15 protein-coding genes are annotated in these 16,517 nt (G+C 64.8%); 8 read left to right on the top strand and 7 right to left on the bottom strand.

Features of this window, described 5'->3' with window-relative positions; genetic code table 11:
* Positions 1-10: 10 nt before the first annotated feature.
* The 8 genes from EN846_RS08325 to EN846_RS08285 all read left to right on the top strand — a co-directional run bounded on the left by EN846_RS08325 (position 11) and on the right by EN846_RS08285 (position 9,193).
* Complete coding sequence (locus tag EN846_RS08325) at positions 11-1,183, top strand: iron-containing alcohol dehydrogenase (protein ID WP_128346300.1); 1,173 nt, start codon at positions 11-13, stop codon at positions 1,181-1,183.
* A 244-nt stretch (positions 1,184-1,427) separates the two neighbouring features.
* Positions 1,428-2,534, top strand: a complete 1,107-nt coding sequence (locus tag EN846_RS08320; RefSeq protein WP_127308957.1) for an ABC transporter substrate-binding protein — start codon at positions 1,428-1,430, stop codon at positions 2,532-2,534.
* A gap of 61 nt (positions 2,535-2,595) precedes the next feature.
* Positions 2,596-3,510, top strand: coding sequence for an ABC transporter permease subunit (locus EN846_RS08315; protein ID WP_127308958.1), 915 nt, complete (start codon positions 2,596-2,598; stop codon positions 3,508-3,510).
* On the top strand, positions 3,507-4,298 hold the full coding sequence (locus EN846_RS08310; RefSeq protein ID WP_126058391.1) for an ABC transporter permease: 792 nt from the start codon (positions 3,507-3,509) through the stop codon (positions 4,296-4,298). Before EN846_RS08315 ends, EN846_RS08310 begins: the two co-directional genes overlap by 4 nt.
* An 11-nt stretch (positions 4,299-4,309) precedes the next feature.
* The gene (locus EN846_RS08305; protein WP_127393037.1) at positions 4,310-5,374 is read left to right on the top strand and encodes an ABC transporter ATP-binding protein; all 1,065 of its coding nucleotides are present in this window, start codon (positions 4,310-4,312) and stop codon (positions 5,372-5,374) included.
* Between the two features lie 396 nt (positions 5,375-5,770).
* The gene (locus EN846_RS08295) at positions 5,771-7,321 is read left to right on the top strand and encodes a sodium:proton antiporter (protein WP_128346301.1); all 1,551 of its coding nucleotides are present in this window, start codon (positions 5,771-5,773) and stop codon (positions 7,319-7,321) included.
* 101 nt (positions 7,322-7,422) lie between these two features.
* Positions 7,423-8,340 carry an endonuclease/exonuclease/phosphatase family protein gene (locus EN846_RS08290; RefSeq protein WP_127393036.1) on the top strand — a complete coding sequence of 306 codons (918 nt, stop codon included), beginning with the start codon at positions 7,423-7,425 and terminating at the stop codon, positions 8,338-8,340.
* Between the two features lie 7 nt (positions 8,341-8,347).
* Complete coding sequence (locus tag EN846_RS08285) at positions 8,348-9,193, top strand: EamA family transporter (protein ID WP_128346302.1); 846 nt, start codon at positions 8,348-8,350, stop codon at positions 9,191-9,193.
* 12 nt (positions 9,194-9,205) lie between these two features.
* On the opposite strand, the gene EN846_RS08280 is transcribed toward EN846_RS08285, so the two are convergent.
* From EN846_RS08280 to EN846_RS08250, 7 genes are read right to left on the bottom strand one after another with little or no spacing between them, the layout of a single operon-like run.
* Positions 9,206-9,520 carry a Dabb family protein gene (locus EN846_RS08280; protein WP_127394099.1) on the bottom strand — a complete coding sequence of 105 codons (315 nt, stop codon included), beginning with the start codon at positions 9,518-9,520 and terminating at the stop codon, positions 9,206-9,208.
* A gap of 10 nt (positions 9,521-9,530) precedes the next feature.
* Positions 9,531-11,159: a choline dehydrogenase gene (locus EN846_RS08275; protein ID WP_127394098.1), complete on the bottom strand. Its 1,629-nt coding sequence runs from the start codon at positions 11,157-11,159 to the stop codon at positions 9,531-9,533.
* Positions 11,160-11,171: 12 nt separating this feature from the next.
* Positions 11,172-11,933, bottom strand: coding sequence for a 3-ketoacyl-ACP reductase (locus EN846_RS08270; protein ID WP_128346303.1), 762 nt, complete (start codon positions 11,931-11,933; stop codon positions 11,172-11,174).
* Complete coding sequence (locus EN846_RS08265) at positions 11,930-13,432, bottom strand: GMC family oxidoreductase (RefSeq protein ID WP_128346304.1); 1,503 nt, start codon at positions 13,430-13,432, stop codon at positions 11,930-11,932. Before EN846_RS08265 ends, EN846_RS08270 begins: the two co-directional genes overlap by 4 nt.
* Positions 13,433-13,437: 5 nt before the next feature.
* On the bottom strand, positions 13,438-14,553 hold the full coding sequence (locus EN846_RS08260) for an ABC transporter ATP-binding protein (protein ID WP_127310893.1): 1,116 nt from the start codon (positions 14,551-14,553) through the stop codon (positions 13,438-13,440).
* 25 nt (positions 14,554-14,578) lie between these two features.
* A complete protein-coding gene (locus tag EN846_RS08255; protein WP_127391823.1) occupies positions 14,579-15,523 on the bottom strand; it encodes a carbohydrate ABC transporter permease in 945 nt (314 codons plus the stop codon).
* Positions 15,520-16,479 carry a sugar ABC transporter permease gene (locus tag EN846_RS08250; RefSeq protein ID WP_126058401.1) on the bottom strand — a complete coding sequence of 320 codons (960 nt, stop codon included), beginning with the start codon at positions 16,477-16,479 and terminating at the stop codon, positions 15,520-15,522. The genes EN846_RS08255 and EN846_RS08250 overlap by 4 nt, the downstream gene beginning before the upstream one ends.
* Between the last annotated feature and the right edge of the window lie 38 nt (positions 16,480-16,517).

Raw genomic sequence — 16,517 nt, 5'->3', positions numbered from 1 at the left:
AAGACAAGCAATGTCCAAGCTCATCTCCAAATGGAACTACCCGACCACCGTCCGCTTCGGCGCCGGCCGCATCAAGGAACTGCCAGACGTGCTGGCAGCCACAGGCATCAAGCGGCCGCTCTTCGTCACCGATCCTGGGCTGGCGAAACTGCCGGTCGTCGCCTCGACGCTGAAGATCCTCGACGACGCCAAAGTTCCGTATGGCGTGTTTTCCGAGGTCAAGCCGAACCCGGTCGATTCCAACCTGACCGCCGGCATCGCGGTGTTCAAGAAGGGCAAGCATGACGGCGTTATCGCCTTCGGCGGCGGCTCGGCGCTCGACCTCGGTAAGCTGATCGCCTTCCAGGCCGGGCAGACGCGGCCGGTGTGGGACTTCGAGGATGTCGGCGACTGGTGGACGAGAGCCGATTCCGACGCGATTGCGCCGATCATCGCGGTGCCGACCACCGCCGGCACCGGTTCGGAAGTCGGCCGCGCCGGCGTCATCACCAATGAGGCGACGCACACCAAGAAGGTCATCTTCCATCCGAAGCTCCTGCCGGCGATCGTGATCGCCGATCCGGAGCTGTCGGTCGGCATGCCGGGCTTCATCACCGCCGGCACCGGCATGGACGCGCTGGCGCACTGCCTCGAAGCCTATTGCGCGCCGGGCTATCATCCGATGGCTGACGGCATCGCGGTGGAAGGCATTCGGCTGGTGTTCGAGAACCTGCCCAGGGCCTTCGCCAACGGCAAGGACCTGGTCGCCCGCGCCCATATGATGAGCGCCGCGGCGATGGGCGCGGCGGCCTTCCAGAAGGGGCTGGGCGCCATCCACTCGCTGTCGCATCCGATCGGCGCGCTCTACGACACCCATCACGGCATGACCAACGCCGTGTTCATGCCCTATGTGCTGGCCTTCAACCGCGACGCCATCGACGAGCGCATCGCCCGGCTCGCCGCCTATTGCGGCATCAAGGGCGGCTTCGACGGTTTCGCCAAGGCGATCATCAAGCTGCGCAAGGAGCTCAAGGTGCCGCATGCGCTGCCTGGCCTGATCAAAGGTCTCGACATGGACAAGAAGCGCAAGGGGCTGATCGCCGACATGGCGGTGGTCGATCCGACCGCCGGCGGCAACCCGGTCAAGCTGACCAAGAAGGCGGCACTCACGCTGCTGGAAAACGCCATCGCCGGCGCCGTCTGAGATCGATTTCAGGCGTCGGAATTGATCCGGAAAACGAGGGGAAAGGAAAGGGGAGAGGGCGAAAGACAAGGCGGGAAATAATTAGCCGGAAAAATAATCGCGAGGCGATTGCTACACCCGGTTAAAAAGAGTTTACTTTTTCGTACTGCGGGGTGCCGGTTTCACAAAGCTTTCATCTGGCTGTCACACGAAAACGATACCGCATCGCAGGCGTCCAACGGCGTCAGTTCAACGGAGAGAACACATGTTCAAATTCACGGGGAAAGTGCTTTCCCTTTCGGCCGCGACCCTGATGGTGTCGTCGGTGATTTCGTCCGCGGCTTCGCTGGATGAACTCGTCAAGGCGGCCAAGGCGGAGGGCGAGCTCACCACGATCGCGCTGCCGCATGACTGGTGCGGTTACGGCGCCGTCATCGATGGCTTCAAGGCGAAGTATCCGGAGATCAAGATCAACGAACTCAACCCGGATGCCGGCTCGGGCGACGAGATCGAGGCGATCAAGGCCAACAAGGACAACAAGGGCCCGCAGGCGCCTGACGTCATCGACGTCGGCCTGTCCTTCGGCCCGTCGGCAAAGGCCGACGGCCTGATCCAACCCTACAAGGTGTCGACCTGGGACTCGATCCCGGACAGCGCCAAGGATGCGGATGGCTTCTGGACCGGCGACTATTACGGCGTGCTGTCCTTCCTGGTGAACAAGGATCTGGTCAAGGAAGCGCCGGCTGACTGGGCCGACCTCTTGAAGGCAGACTATGCCAACACGGTTGCGCTCGCCGGTGACCCGCGCGCCTCGAACCAGGCCATCCAGGCCGTCTACGCCGCCGGCCTTTCCGGTGGCGCGGCCGCTGGCGAAGCCGCCGGCACCGCCGGTCTCGACTTCTTCAAGAAGCTCAACGCCGCCGGCAATTTCGTGCCGGTCATCGGCAAGCCGGCGACGCTCGCCCAGGGCCAGACGCCGATCCTGGTCACCTGGGATTACAACGCGCTTGCCGGCCGCGACACGCTGAAGGGCAACCCGCCCGTCGATGTCGTCGTGCCGAAGACCGGCGTCGTCGCCGGCGTCTACGTGCAGGCGATCAGCGCCTACGCGCCGCACCCGAATGCTGCCAAGCTGTGGCTCGAGTATCTCTACTCCGACGAAGGCCAGATCGGCTGGCTGAAGGGCTATTGCCACCCGATCCGCTTCAACGACCTCGCCAAGAACGGCAAGCTCCCGGCCGACGTGATGGCCAAGCTGCCGCCGGCCGAGGCCTATGCATCAGCTGTCTTCCCGACCCTCGATGAACAGGGCAAGGCCAAGGAAGCCATCACCAAGAACTGGGATGCCGTTGTCGGCGCCAACGTGAAGTAACACAATGTAAGGGCCGGGCGGCTTTGGCCGCCCGGCTCCTCTCCAAGACGGTAGCCGGCGCATGACCGATCTCTCCCTCTCCAATCAAGCCATTGCGGGGAAGACCGCGCCGCCCGCCGAGGCGCGAAGGCTGCGGCTGCCGACGCAGTGGCTCGGCGTCACGCCGTTCTTCGTCTTCGCGATCATGTTCCTGATCCTGCCCACGCTCTACCTGATGCTGGGCGCCTTCCAGAACGACGCAGGCGAGTTCACGTTCGAAAACATCGCGGCCCTGGCGCAGCCGTCGATCGTTGCCGCCTACTGGATTTCCATCAAGGTCAGCCTTGCCTCGGCTCTGATCGGCGCCTTCGCCGGGCTCGCCATCGCCATTGCCATCGTGCGTGGCGGCCTGCCGGACTGGATACGCTCGGCGACGCTGACATTTTCCGGTGTCGCTTCCAATTTCGCCGGCGTGCCGCTGGCCTTCGCCTTCCTTGCCACGCTGGGCCGGCTCGGGCTCGCCACCGTCATCCTGAACACCGTGTTTGGGCTGAACATTTACGCGCACGGCTTCAACATCCTGTCCTTCTGGGGCCTGACGCTGACTTATGTCTACTTCCAGATCCCGCTGATGGTGGTCATCATCACGCCGGCTATCGACGGGCTGAAGAAGGAATGGGGTGAAGCCGCCGCGACGCTCGGCGCGACCACGGCGCAGTATTGGCGCATGGTGGTCATTCCGGTGATCTGGCCGAGCTTCCTCGGCACCGTGATCCTGCTCTTCGCCAACGCCTTCGGGGCGATCGCCACCGCCTATGCGCTGACTGGTTCCTCGCTCAACATCGTGCCGATCCTGCTCTACGCGCAGATCCGTGGCGACGTATTGCACAACGCGCATCTCGGCTATGCGATCGCCTTCGGCATGATCGTCATCACCGGTCTCGCCAATGTCTTCTACATCTGGTTCCGGACCCGCTCGGAGAGGTGGCTCAAATGAAGTCCGGTAGATTCTGGGCCTGGGTCGTCTTCGCGCTGGGCGCGGCCTATTTCTTCATTCCGCTGATCGCGACCGTCGAATTCTCGATGCGCATGCGGCGCGGCGCCTATTCGTTCGACGCCTATCAGATCGTGCTGGGGGACGAGCGCTTCCAGGCCACATTCATGTATTCGGTAGTCGCGGCGATCTTCACCATCATCCTCGGCGTGCTGATCGTGGTGCCCGCGGCCTACTGGATCCGGCTGCGTCTGCCGCAGATCAGGCCGGTGGTCGAGTTCATCACGCTGTTGCCACTGGTCATTCCGGCCATCGTCATCGTCTTCGGCTACATCCGGATGTACGGCTCCAACTCGCCGCTGCCGTTCCTCGCCAGCGACACGGGCACCAACGCCCTGCTGGTCATCGGCTATGCGACGCTGGCGCTGCCCTACATGTACCGGGCGGTCGATACCGGGCTGCGCACCATCGATGTCAGGACGCTGACGGAAGCGGCGCAGATCCTCGGCGCCGGCTGGGGGACGATCATCACCCGTGTCATCCTGCCCAATGTGCTGATCGCGGTGTTGTCGGGCGCCTTCCTGACCTTCGCCATCGTCATCGGCGAATTCACCATGGCGAGCCTGCTCAATCGGCCGGCCTTCGGACCGTATCTGCAGAATATCGGCGCCAACCGCGCCTATGAGCCGGCGGCGCTTGCCATCATCGCCTTCGCCATCACCTGGGGCTGCATGTCGCTGATCCAGATCCTTTCCCGCTTCGCGCCGAAATCGGCGAACCGCCCGAACTGAAAGTCAAAGCCATGGCCGAGCCGTTCCTCTCCATCCAGCATGTGCGAAAGTCCTTCGGTGCCACGACTGTGGTCGAGGATTTCAACCTCGACGTTGCGCCGGGCGAGTTCGTGTCCTTCCTTGGCCCATCGGGCTGCGGCAAGACGACGGTGCTGCGCATGGTCGCCGGTTTCGAGGAGCCGAGCGCCGGCAAGATCGTGGTGGCTGGCAAGGACATCACGCGGCTGAAGCCCAACCAGCGCAATGTCGGCATGGTGTTCCAGGCCTACGCGCTGTTTCCCAATCTGACGGTGGCGCAGAACATCGGCTTCGGGCTGAAGGTGGCGGGCATGGCCAAGGCCGCCATCGATTCGCGCGTCGCCGAGATGCTCGACATCATCAAGCTGCCGCAGATGGCCGACCGCTATCCCTACCAGCTTTCCGGCGGCCAGCAGCAGCGCATCGCGCTGGCGCGCGCGATCGCGCCGAAGCCGAAGCTCTTGCTGCTCGACGAGCCGCTGTCGGCGCTCGACGCCAAGGTGCGCGTGTCGCTGCGCGAGGAGATCCGTTCGATCCAGAAGAAGCTCGGCATAACCACCATTTTCGTCACCCACGACCAGGAAGAAGCGCTGTCGATCTCCGACCGCATCGCCGTCATGTATGGCGGCAAGGCCGAGCAGGTCGGCACGCCGTTCGAGATCTACAACCGGCCGGCGACGAAGTTCGTCGCCAATTTCGTCGGCACACTCAACGTGCTGGAAGGCACGGTCACCGACGCCGCCGCCGGCAAGGTGCGTGTCAATGCGCAGGAGGTCGCGCTCCAGGGCAAGCTCAATGGCTCGAAGTCCGGCGACACGCTGTCGCTGGCGCTCAGGCCCGAGGCGATTTCGCTGGGGTGGCAACCCGGCCATGACACCAGCCTTTCCGGCGAGATCGCCGAAGTGCACTTCCTCGGCTCGGTCATCCGGGTGCGCGTCGGCATTGGCGGCAACACGGTGTCGCTCGACACGTTCAACAACTCGACGGCGCCACCGCCCGTGGTCGGCGAGAAGGCGGACATCTCGTTCTCGTCCGGCGACATGCTGGTTTTGCATTAGGAACAACGTCGTGGTTTCGCACGTCGTCGACCGTTGCAAACCATCAGGAGCCGATGTGTCCGCAATGACCAACCGTCGGCGCCGCCCCTCATCCGCCTGCCGGCACCTTCTCCCCGTATAGTGACGGGGAGAAGGGGCTGGCCGCGACGCCGGCGCCTCATTCCTCAACGGCGATAGTTAGCGAAATCATCGGTGCCGGCGTCTTTCTCCCCGTCACCATACGGGGAGAAATGCCCGGCAGGGCAATGAGGGGCAGCGCCGACCTGAGCGGCTAGCGTTGAAAATCCCGTCGAAGCCTTGGCCTGCCTCTTTCCAGGCAGGCCAAGGCTCCGACAATCAACAGCATCTTGCCGCTTTGCCACTGCCAAGCTCCTTGCTTCGTCGCTACGATAAGACATGGCCCTGTTCGAACTGACCCTTGTCCTGCTTTTGATCGCCGTCGCGCTGGCGGCGCTGTCGCGGCGGCTGGAGGTACCTTATCCTTCGCTGCTAGCCTTGGCCGGGGTGGGGATCGCCTTCGTGCCCGGCGCACCGACCATCGAGATCGATCCGGAACTGGCGCTTGCGCTGTTCATCGCGCCGGTGCTCCTCGACGCTGCCTATGACACCTCGCTGCGCGACCTGAAGCGCTACCGGCTGTCGCTGGCGCTGCTGGCGCTTGGCGCCGTCGTCTTCACCACCGTGGTCGTTGCCTTCGTCGGCTGGAAGATGGCCGGCCTGCCGATCGCGGCGGCGATCGCGCTCGGCGCCATCGTCGCGCCGCCGGATGCGGTGGCGGCGAGCGCTGTGCTCGGTCAGTTCAAGGTGCCGCACCGCATCACCGCCATCCTGCAGGGCGAGAGCCTGCTCAACGATGCGACCGCGCTGCTGATCTACAGGATCGCGGTTTCGGCCGCCATCGGCTCGGTCATGCTGAAGGACGCGGTGCCGGTGATCCTATTGTCGACGGTTGGCAGCGTCGTCGCCGGCTATCTGTTCGGCCGCTTCTCGCTGCTGACACTGACGCGCATCGAGGATGCGGCAAGCAGCACCGTAGTGCAGTTCGCCGGTACATTCGGTGTCTGGATAGTTGCCGACAGGCTCGGGCTGTCGGCTATCATCACCATCGTCGTCTATGCCATGACGATTGCGCGCACCGCGCCGCGCCTGATGTCGGCGCGCAGGCGCGTCAGCACCTATTCGGTCTGGGAATCGGCGGTGTTCGTGCTGAACGTGCTGGCTTTCGTGCTGATGGGCCTGCAGGCACGGTCGATCGTCGGCCGGCTCTCCGGCGACGGGCAAGGCGATGCCTTTCTCTTCGCCGCGACGGTGCTGGCCGTCGTCATCGCGGCGCGCCTCGTCTGGGTCGCGAGCTACGTTGCGGTCATGCGATGGGTTGCCCGCGTCGACGGTGAAGACAAAAAGCGCGATGCGCCGACATTTCGCGGCGCCGTGCTCGTCGGTTGGTGCGGCATGCGGGGACTGGTGACGCTGGTGGTGGCGATTGCGCTGCCGGCTGGCTTCCCGGGGCGTGACCCGATCGTGCTTGCCGCCTTCGCGGTCGTTCTCGGCACGCTGGTGCTGCAAGGCATGAGCCTGAAGCCTCTGCTCAGGATACTCGACTTCGAACCGGATACGACGATAGACCGCGAGGTGGCCGAGGCGCGCGTCGCCGTCATGCAGGCCGCGCTCGACGTCCTGAACCACAAGACTTCGGCCGCGGCGGCAGTGGTGCGCGAGCAGTATGAGGCGCAGCGCCGGGTCGCCGAGAACCCCGAGGACGCCCAGGCGGCGACCGAATACGACCGGCTGCGCCTCTATGCCATCAAGCGCCAGCGCGACGCGCTGGAGGAATTGCGCCGCAGCGGCACGATCGGCGACGAGGCCTATCACCGGCTGGAGGAGGAAATCGACTGGTCGGAACTGGCGGCGTCGCCGGCGGGGCGGTTCCAGCCGCTGACGACCTAGGCGGTTTACTCCTCCTGGCCTAGCCCCGTCGCCATTGCGGTCCATTGCAACACCATCACGGAACCGCTAGTGCCATCGCCGAAAGTTGAGCCGGGTAATCAATGAAGCTCGTCAGCTACAACATCCAGTACGGGTTCGGCAGCGACGGCCGCTACGATCTGGCGCGCGCCGCGCGCGTCGTCGACGGCGCCGACATCATCGCCTTGCAGGAGGTCGAGCGGCACTGGCAGCGAACCAACGAGGACGACCAGCCGGAAATTCTGTCGCGACTGCTGCCCGATTACCACTGGGTCTACGGCCCAGCTTTCGACATGGATGCCAGCGAGCGGCGCGACGGCCGCTTCGTCAACCGCCGCCGGCAGTTCGGGACCATGGTGCTGTCGAAGCTGCCGATCGTCTGGTCCAGGTTGCATACGCTGCCGCTGCGCCGCACCGTGCGCCCGCTCAACACGCGCAACGCCGCGCTCGAATGCATGATCCGCGCGCCGGCTGGTTCGCTCAGGGTGCTGTCGTTGCATCTCGCGCACATCGCCGCCGAGGAGCGGCTGGAGCAGATCGATTATCTGCTGGCCGAGCATCGCCGGGCGCCGTCGGACGGCGGCCCGTGGAGCGGCGCCGACGACGAACCGCAGCGCAACTGGAGCAATGGCGGGCCGGAGCCGGAGAACCCGCTGGCGGCAATCTGGCTGGGCGACTTCAACATGGAGCCTGATAGCGCCGAGTACCGGCGCATCGTCGGCGGCACACCGTACCACCGGGGGGCGGCCTATCGCGACGGTTTCGTCGATGCCGCCGCCGTCGCCAGCGAGCCGGTGGCCGATTTCCACACCCATGAAAAGATCATCGACGGCAGGCTGGCAAAGCGCCGGCTCGACCATTGCTTCGTCGGCGGCATGCTTGCCACGCGCGTGCGCTCGGTCGGCGCCGACATCGGCGAGATCGCGTCCGACCATTTTCCGCTGAGGATCGATATCGACCTCGAGACGCCAGGCCTCGCCACGACTTCCGGAGGCGGATGACCAAGGCATGACGCTTTTCGTCTTCTTCGCGGTGCTTGCCGCCGCCGCCATGCACGCGATCTGGAACGCGCTGGTCAAGGTGCATCTCGACCGCTTCCTGTCGATCACGCTGATGACGCTCGGCATGGGTTTCGCCGCGCTGCTCGTGCTGCCCTTCGTCAAGGTGCCGAAAGCCGAGGTATGGCCATTCATCCTCGCCTCGGTCTTCTTCCACATGGGCTACCGGACCTTCCTGATAGGCGCCTACAAGGCCGGCGATTTCGCCCAGACCTATCCGCTGGCGCGCGGCACGGCGCCGCTGCTCGCGGCACTCGGCGGCATGGTGGTCGTGCGGGAGGTCCCCGCGCCGCTGGCCATTCTCGGTATCCTGCTGTTGTCGGCCGGCACGCTGGTGATGTCGTTTCGCGGCGGCGTGCATCTGGAGCGCTTCAACCTGCGCGCTGTCTGCTTCGCGCTGGGCACCTCGATCTTCATCGCCAGCTACACGCTGTCCGACGGCAGCGGCGCGCGGCTGGCGGCGACCGCGACAAGCTATGCCGCCTGGCTGTTCGTCTGCGATGCTCTCTGGGCGTTGGTGCTGTGTCTCATCTTCCGGGGACCACAATCGCTGCCAGTGTTGGCGCGCGACTGGAAGGCGGGGCTGTTCACCGGTGTGCTCAGCGGCGCCGCCTACTGGATCGTCATGTGGGCGATGACCAAGGCGCCGATCGCCTCGGTGGCATCGCTGCGCGAGACCTCGATCCTGTTCGCCATGATGATCTCGGTCTTCGCACTGGGCGAGAAGATGACGCGCTGGCGCGGCGCCGCCGCGCTCAGCATCGTCGCCGGCGTCGTCGCATTGCGTCTGGGGTAATTTCTCGGCCGGTCAGTCGAGAATCTCCAGATCGACAACCATCAGCCCGTCGGTGCCGCCTTCGAGGGCGGCGACCAGCCTGGCGCCGGCACGCTGATGCGCCTCGTGCACCAGATAGGCGTCGCGGGCGGCGGCATCGCGGAAGTCGATGGTGAAGCCGTGGCTGAAGCCGCGCGCAAAGGGTTCCGGACTGACATTGGCGCTGAAATGGACCTTGTCCATGCCTTCGATCGCCCAGCGCAAAGCTTCCAGATCGGCGTGGATCGCCGCGCGTTCAGCCGGGCTGACGTCGCTGCGGAATTTGACGAAGACGCAGTGCCTGATCATGGCTCTCTCCTCAAGCGGCGCGGTTGCCGGAGAAAACGGCCGGCGGCAAAGGCTCGCGGCCGAGGATCAGGTCGGCGCCCTTTTCGCCGACCATGATGGTCGGCGCGTTGGTGTTGGAGGAGGGGACGCGCGGCATCACCGATGCATCGCAGACCCGCAGTCCCTCGATGCCGCGCAGCTTGAGTTCAGGCGTCACCACGGCCATGTCGTCATGGCCCATGCGGCAGGTGCCGACCGGATGATGGTCGGTCTTGGAACTGCGGCAGGCATAGTCGAACAGTTCGTCATCGCTCTGCAGGGCAGGGCCCGGCAGGACCTCGCGCAGCACGTAAGGGGCAAGCGCCTTCTGCCGCATGATGTCGCGCGCCAGTCTGAGGCCCTTGATCGACATGTCGCGGTCATAGGGATCGGACCAGTAGTTCGGGTCGATCAGCGGATGGTCGGCCGGGTCGGCGCTCTTCAGCCGCACCGTGCCGCGCGAGCGTGGGCGCAGGAAGGCGGAGTTCAGGGTGACGCCGGGGTTCTTAAGCTTCTCGACGCCGGCTTCGATGCCGGAGCCGAGGCCGAGGTGGAATTGGATGTCGGGCGAAGCGGCGGTCGGGTCGGCGTACCAGAAGCCGCCGGTCTCGAACAGGCTGGAGGCCACCGGCCCTTTCTTCAAAAGCAGATACTGCAGGCCGGCCCACATCGTGCGGTGCAGCTTGGCGTAGTTGTCGTAGGTGTGATCGCCGGTGCATTCGGCGATGACGAACAGGTCGAGATGGTCCTGCATGTTGGAGCCGACGCCCGGCAGGTCGTGGACTGGCGTCACGCCGACCGATCTCAGATGGTCGGCCGGGCCGATGCCGGACTGCATCAAAAGCTTGGGCGAACCGATGGCGCCAGAGGAGACGATCACCTCGCGCCCGGCGCGCAGGATCGTCTTTTCGCCGCCCGGCCTGTCGACGACCTCGACACCAACGGCGCGGCCCTTCTCGACGACGATGCGGGTGACCAGCACGTCTGTCCTGACGCTCAGGTTCCTGCGGGCGCGGATCGGCTTCAGATAGGCGACCGATGCGGACGAGCGCCGCGCGTCCTTCTGGGTCAGCTGGTAGTAGCCGACGCCCTCCTGGCTGGCGCCGTTGAAGTCCGGGTTGAAGGGGATGCCCATCTCCTGGCCGGCGCGGAAATAGGCTTCGCAGATCGGCAGCGGCGAGATCGGGTTGGAGACGCCGAGCGGCCCCTGGTCGCCATGGAAGTCGTTGGCGTAGCGCTGGTTGTTCTCGGCGCGCTTGAAATAGGGCAGCACGTCGCGATAGGCCCATCCGGCGAGGCCCTCTTCCTTCTCCCACGCGTCGTAGTCGCGGGCATTGCCGCGCGTGTAAATCTGGGCGTTGATCGACGAGCCGCCGCCGACCACCTTGGCCTGCGTGTACCAGAAGACGCGGTCCTTCATGTGCTTCTGCGGCACAGTCGACCAGCCCCAGGAGGCGATGCCCTTGGTCATCTTGGCGAAGCCCGCCGGCATGTGGATCAGCGGATGCCAGTCCTTGCCGCCGGCTTCCAGCAGCAGCACCGAATTCGAAGGATCCTCGCTCAGCCGGTTGGCCAGAACGCAGCCGGCGGGACCGGCGCCAACGATGATGTAATCGGTCATTGTCTCATCCGTTCAGAGCCGCGGTATGGAGAGCGCACCGTCGACATTGATGATCGAGCCGGTCGAAAAGCCGAACTTGCCGCTGGCAAGCGCGGCCACCACGGCGCCGATATCCGATGCCTCGCCCCAGCGTTTGGCTGGCACCAGACCGCCGTCGATCAGCGCGTCATATTTGGCGGCAACGCCTGATGTCATGTCGGTGCGGATGATGCCAGGCCGCACCTCGAACACGCCGATCCCTTCGGCAGCGAGTCGCAGCGCCAGGGTTTTCACCCACATCGACAGGCCGGCTTTCGAGACGCAGTAGTCGGCGCGTTCCGGCGAGGCCGCTTCGGCGCTGATCGAGGTGATGGTGATAATCGATTTCGCCTGATCGCTTGGTTTCGCCAGCATGGCCTTGGCGACGGCCTGGCTGAGGAACACGGTGCCGCGCAGATTGATGCCGAGGGCGCGGTCGAAATTCTCCGGCTTCAGCTCCAGCAGATCGCCGCGCACGACAGCGCCGACGCCGGCATTGTTGACCAGGCAATCGATGCGGCTGAAGGCGCCCATCGCAGTATCAACCAGCGCCGCGTGGGCGACGAGATCGGCGATGTCGCAGCTTGCATAGGCGAACTTCGCGCCGCGCGCGGTGATATTCCTGGCAAGTCCGTCCGCAGGCTTGTCGGCCAAGTCGGCGACCAGGATGTCGAAGCCGGCATCGGCCAATGCCTCGGCGCAGGCCAGTCCGATGCCCCGCGCGCCGCCCGTGATGATGGCCGCCGGGCGGGTCATGCGGCATGCTCCGTCTTGCGGATGTGCTCGGCCACGCGCAGCGCCTGCGCCGCGATCGACAGCGCCGGGTTGACCGCGGCCGAGGTCGGCAGGAAGCCGCCGTCGACGACAAACAGGTTCTGGTGGTCGTAGGCGCGGCAGAACGGGTCGAGCGGCGAGCTGCCCGGATCGTCGCCCATCCTCACCGTGCCGCACTGGTGCGAGGGCGTGCGCTTGTCGAAGGGACGCGACAGCACGATCGGATAGCCGCAGGCGCGGAAATTCTCGCGCATCACCTTGGTCAGGCCTTCCAGCGATTGCATGTTGGAGCGCCGCCACTGCATGACGATGTCCTTGCCGTCGACCATGATGCGGCTCTCCGGATCGGGCAGGTCCTCGCACATCAGGTACCAGTCGACGGCGTGGCCGGCCATGAAGTCGAGCGCGAATTTTGGGACCGTCTTCACATTGGCCCTCAGCATGTTGCCGTCGATCTTGCCGAGCAGCTGCACATTGCCGAGCGGCTTGCCGCCGTTGCCGTCCGACAGATAGTAATCGTTGAGCATCAAGGTCTTCTGGTAGACGGCGTCGTTGCGGCGGCGCGGGTCGATCGCCAGCATGGCGCTCGAATTGTGGTTCATGAAGTTGCGGCCGACCTGGTCTGAGCTGTTGGCGAGACCCTTTCCATCGGAGGAAGGCGAGCGCAGCAGGATCACGGCGGAGTTGACGGCGCCGGCCGAGAGGATGACCAGCTTCGGCGAGAGCGTTTTTTGCGCGCCCTTCTGCGTGTAGTGGATGGCGGCAATCGACCTGCCATCCGGCGATGCCTCCAGATAGTCGACATGGGCACCGGTCTCGAGCCGGATGTTCGGGTCGGCAAGGGCCGCCGCCAGCGGTCCGGTCTGCGCATCGACTTTGCCCTGGCCGGTGTTGGGAAAGGCATCCCAGCCTGTGCTGCCGTCCTTCAGCCAGGCGTCGATGTCGACGCCGAGCGGCAGCGATGCAGGATGCAGGCCGAGCCCCTTCAATTCGGCACGGGCGCGCGCGATCGGCGCCTCGTCGGGCACGGGTTTGAAAGCGTAAGGAATCGAATGGAAGGGCTCGGTCGGGTCTTCGCCCAGTGTGCCGCGCACGCGAAAAAGCTGTTCGGCCTTCGAATACCACGGCTCGAACTCCTCATAGGAGAACGGCCAGGCCGGCGAGACGCCGCCGAAATGCTCCATGGCGGAAAAGTCTTCCTTGCGGTAGCGGATCAGCACCGCGCCATAGAATTTCGAATTGCCGCCGACATAGTAGTAGTTGCCGGGATTGAAGGCTGCGCCGCCGGCCTCGCGCCACATCTCCTTCGGCCGGTAGTGGCCGTTGACGAAGATGGCGCGGGTGTCACGCGTCTCCGGCGTCGCCGGCAGCGGCTCGCCGCGTTCCAGGATCAGGATCGAGGCGCCACTGCCGGCTAAGCCGGAGGCGATCGTGGCGCCGCCGATGCCGGAGCCGATGATGACGATATCGGGGCTTGCCATGGCGGTCAGAGAATGCGCTTCTCGGTCGCCGGATCGAAGAACACAGCCTTGGTCAGGTTGAAGGCGAGCGGCGTCACCGTACCTGGCTGGATCTTGGCATCGGCGCGCAGCCGCGCCACCACCGCCTTGCCGCCAAGATTGGTGACGGCGAAGGTGTCGGAACCGGCCGGCTCGATCACCTCGATGTGGCAGTCGGCAGTGGCGATGCTGGAGGCGTTGCGTTCGGCGCCTTCCGGATCCGTCAGCGCCTCCGGACGGACGCCGAAGATGACCGGCTTGCCCTGGAAGGCCGACAAGCCGGGCGTAGCCCCGGCGAGCGGCAGCGAGATCGGCTCGCGCCCGTCGCGCTGCAGCACCACAGACAGCCCACTGCCATTGCCGCCGATCGTCGCCGGCACCAGGTTCATGGCCGGCGAGCCCATGAAATCGGCGACGAAGATGTTGGTCGGGTTGTTGTAGATCTCGGCCGGCGTGCCGAACTGCTGCACCTCGCCATCGCGCATCACGGCGATTTTGGTGGCCAGCGTCATCGCCTCGATCTGGTCATGGGTGACGTAGACGATCGTCGTGCCGGTGTTGGCGTGCAGGCGCTTGATCTCGATGCGCATGTCGACGCGCAGCTTGGCGTCGAGGTTGGAGAGCGGCTCGTCGAACAAGAACAGTTTCGGGTCGCGCACCAGCGCCCGGCCCATGGCGACACGCTGGCGCTGGCCGCCGGAAAGCTGGCTCGGCTTGCGCTGCAGCAGGTGGCCGATCTGCAGCACCTTGGCCACCTTGTCGATCGCCTTCTGGCGCTCTTCGGCCGGCACGCCGCGCATCTCCATGCCGAATGAGATGTTCCCGGCGACCGTCATGTTCGGATAGAGCGCGTAGCTCTGGAACACCATGGCGATGTCGCGCTTGGACGGGTGGAGATCGTTGATCGCGCGCCCATCGACGCGGATCTCGCCCTCGGTGATGTTTTCCAGCCCGGCGATGGTGTTGAGCAGCGTGGACTTGCCGCAGCCGGACGGACCGACCAGCACAAGGAAGCCGCCCTTCTCCAGCTCGACATTGATGCCCTTCAGGATCTCGACATTCCCGAAGCGCTTCTTCAGCCCATCAATTTCCAGAAAAGCCATGGTCGTTCCTTAAGCAAAAAGAGGGTCAGCCCTTGACCGCGCCCGCCATCAGCCCGCGCACGAAATAGCGGCCGGCGACGACGTAGACGAGAAGGGTGGGGAGGGCGGCGATCATCGCCGCCGCCATGTTGACGTTGTATTCGACGACGCCGGTCGAGGTGTTGACGACGTTGTTCAGCGCCACCGTCATCGGCATCACGTCGCCGGTGCCGGCATAGGCGGAAGCGAACAGGAAGTCGTTCCAGATGTTGGTGAACTGGTAGATCACGGTGACGACGAAGATCGGCATCGAATTCGGCAGCATGATGCGGCGGAAGATCTGGAAGAAGGACGCGCCGTCGACCTGCGCCGCCTTGATCAGTTCGGTCGGGAAGGCCTCGTAGTAATTGCGGAAGAACAGCGTGGTGAAGCCGAGACCGTAGACGACATGGACGAAGACGAGGTTGACCGTCGAATTGCCGAGGCCGAAATTGAACCCGGTCGCGTTCTGCAGGGTGACGCCGAAGCGGCCGATGCTGCCGAGGATCGTCGCCATCGGCAGCAGCACCGACTGGAACGGGATGAAGCAGGCAAACAGCATCATCGCGAAGACCAGCGTGTGGCCGCGGAAGCGCCATTTGGTCAGCACATAGCCGTTGAGCGCGCCGAGCAGCGTCGAGATCAGCACCGCCGGCACCACCATCTTGATGGAGTTCCAGAAGTAGCCCTTGATGCCGGCGCAGGTGAGACCGACGCAGGCCTCGCCCCAGGCCTTCCACCAGGGGTCGAAGGTCGGCGCCTGCGGCAGCGCCAGCATGTTGCCGTTCTGGATCTCGTCCATTGTCTTGAACGAGGTGACCAGCATGACGAAGAGCGGCATCAGGTAGAAGATCGCGAACAGCGCGAGCAGCCCGTAGATGACGATGCGGTTGATCGTCCTGCCGCTGATGCCGCTCGAGGTCGGGCGGGCGGGTGAGGCAACAGTGCTCATCGCGGCTTCTCCCTGAGCTCGGAATAGAGGTATGGCACGATGATCGCGGTCAGCGTCATCAGCATGATCACGGCGCTCGCCGAGCCGACGGCCATCTCATTGCGCTTGAAGGTGAACTCGTACATGAAGTTGGACGGCAGCCAGGCCGAGCCGCCCGGTCCGCCGCTGGTCAGCGCCACCACAAGGTCATAGGACTTGATGGCGAGGTGGGCGAGGACGATGAACGCCGAGAGGAAGACCGGCCGCAAGAGCGGAATGACGATGCGACGGTAGAGCTGGAAGGTGGTGGCGCCGTCGATCTGCGCCGCCTTCATGATCTCACCGTCGATGCCGCGCAAGCCGGCCAGAAACATCGCCATGATGAAGCCGGAGGCCTGCCAGACACCGGCAATCACCACCGTGTAGATGACGAAATCCTTGTTCTTGATCCAGTCGAAATGGAAGCTCGTCCAGCCCCACTGGTGCAGCGTCTGCTCGAGGCCGAGGCCGGGATCGAGGAACCATTTCCAGGCGACGCCGGTGACGATGAAGGAGAGCGCCATCGGGTAGAGGTAGATTGGTCTGAGCATGCCTTCGCCGCGGATCTTCTGGTCGAGCAGGATGGCCAGGAACAGGCCGAGCGCCAGGCAGATGAAGATGTAGAGGAAGCCGAAAATGCCCATGTTGGTGATCGAAGTGTACCAGCTCGAGGGCGGATCGCTCTCGAAAGTCCAGCGCCACAGCCGCTGATAGGCGCGGGCACCGGTGATGGCATAGGACGGGAAGGTCTTGGAGTTGGTGAACGACAAATAGATCGTCCACAGGATGAAGCCATAGACGAAGACGATCGTCGCCGCGAAGCTCGGCGCCAGCACGATCTTCGGCAGCAGATCCTGCAGCCGCGAGCGAACGGACGCACCTGGGCGGGCGTCGTGCTCCGGTGTCAGCTTCGCAGTGGTTTCGGCTACTGTGCTCATCGGCTCATCCAGTACCGGTTCGTCGGGGGCCGGCCGGC

Origin of the sequence: Mesorhizobium sp. M4B.F.Ca.ET.203.01.1.1 (genome assembly GCF_004791025.1) — a bacterium.
GTDB lineage: Bacteria > Pseudomonadota > Alphaproteobacteria > Rhizobiales > Rhizobiaceae > Mesorhizobium > Mesorhizobium abyssinicae.
Note: the sequence above shows the minus strand (reverse complement) of the source record. Positions and strands in the feature narration are given on the sequence as shown.

Coding starts and splice junctions, on each gene's coding strand:
- EN846_RS08325 (WP_128346300.1), top strand. CDS start 11: ATGTCCAAGCTCATCTCCAAATGGAACTACCCGACCACCGTCCGCTTC.
- EN846_RS08320 (WP_127308957.1), top strand. CDS start 1,428: ATGTTCAAATTCACGGGGAAAGTGCTTTCCCTTTCGGCCGCGACCCTG.
- EN846_RS08315 (WP_127308958.1), top strand. CDS start 2,596: ATGACCGATCTCTCCCTCTCCAATCAAGCCATTGCGGGGAAGACCGCG.
- EN846_RS08310 (WP_126058391.1), top strand. CDS start 3,507: ATGAAGTCCGGTAGATTCTGGGCCTGGGTCGTCTTCGCGCTGGGCGCG.
- EN846_RS08305 (WP_127393037.1), top strand. CDS start 4,310: ATGGCCGAGCCGTTCCTCTCCATCCAGCATGTGCGAAAGTCCTTCGGT.
- EN846_RS08295 (WP_128346301.1), top strand. CDS start 5,771: ATGGCCCTGTTCGAACTGACCCTTGTCCTGCTTTTGATCGCCGTCGCG.
- EN846_RS08290 (WP_127393036.1), top strand. CDS start 7,423: ATGAAGCTCGTCAGCTACAACATCCAGTACGGGTTCGGCAGCGACGGC.
- EN846_RS08285 (WP_128346302.1), top strand. CDS start 8,348: ATGACGCTTTTCGTCTTCTTCGCGGTGCTTGCCGCCGCCGCCATGCAC.
- EN846_RS08280 (WP_127394099.1), bottom strand. CDS start 9,520: ATGATCAGGCACTGCGTCTTCGTCAAATTCCGCAGCGACGTCAGCCCG.
- EN846_RS08275 (WP_127394098.1), bottom strand. CDS start 11,159: ATGACCGATTACATCATCGTTGGCGCCGGTCCCGCCGGCTGCGTTCTG.
- EN846_RS08270 (WP_128346303.1), bottom strand. CDS start 11,933: ATGACCCGCCCGGCGGCCATCATCACGGGCGGCGCGCGGGGCATCGGA.
- EN846_RS08265 (WP_128346304.1), bottom strand. CDS start 13,432: ATGGCAAGCCCCGATATCGTCATCATCGGCTCCGGCATCGGCGGCGCC.
- EN846_RS08260 (WP_127310893.1), bottom strand. CDS start 14,553: ATGGCTTTTCTGGAAATTGATGGGCTGAAGAAGCGCTTCGGGAATGTC.
- EN846_RS08255 (WP_127391823.1), bottom strand. CDS start 15,523: ATGAGCACTGTTGCCTCACCCGCCCGCCCGACCTCGAGCGGCATCAGC.
- EN846_RS08250 (WP_126058401.1), bottom strand. CDS start 16,479: ATGAGCACAGTAGCCGAAACCACTGCGAAGCTGACACCGGAGCACGAC.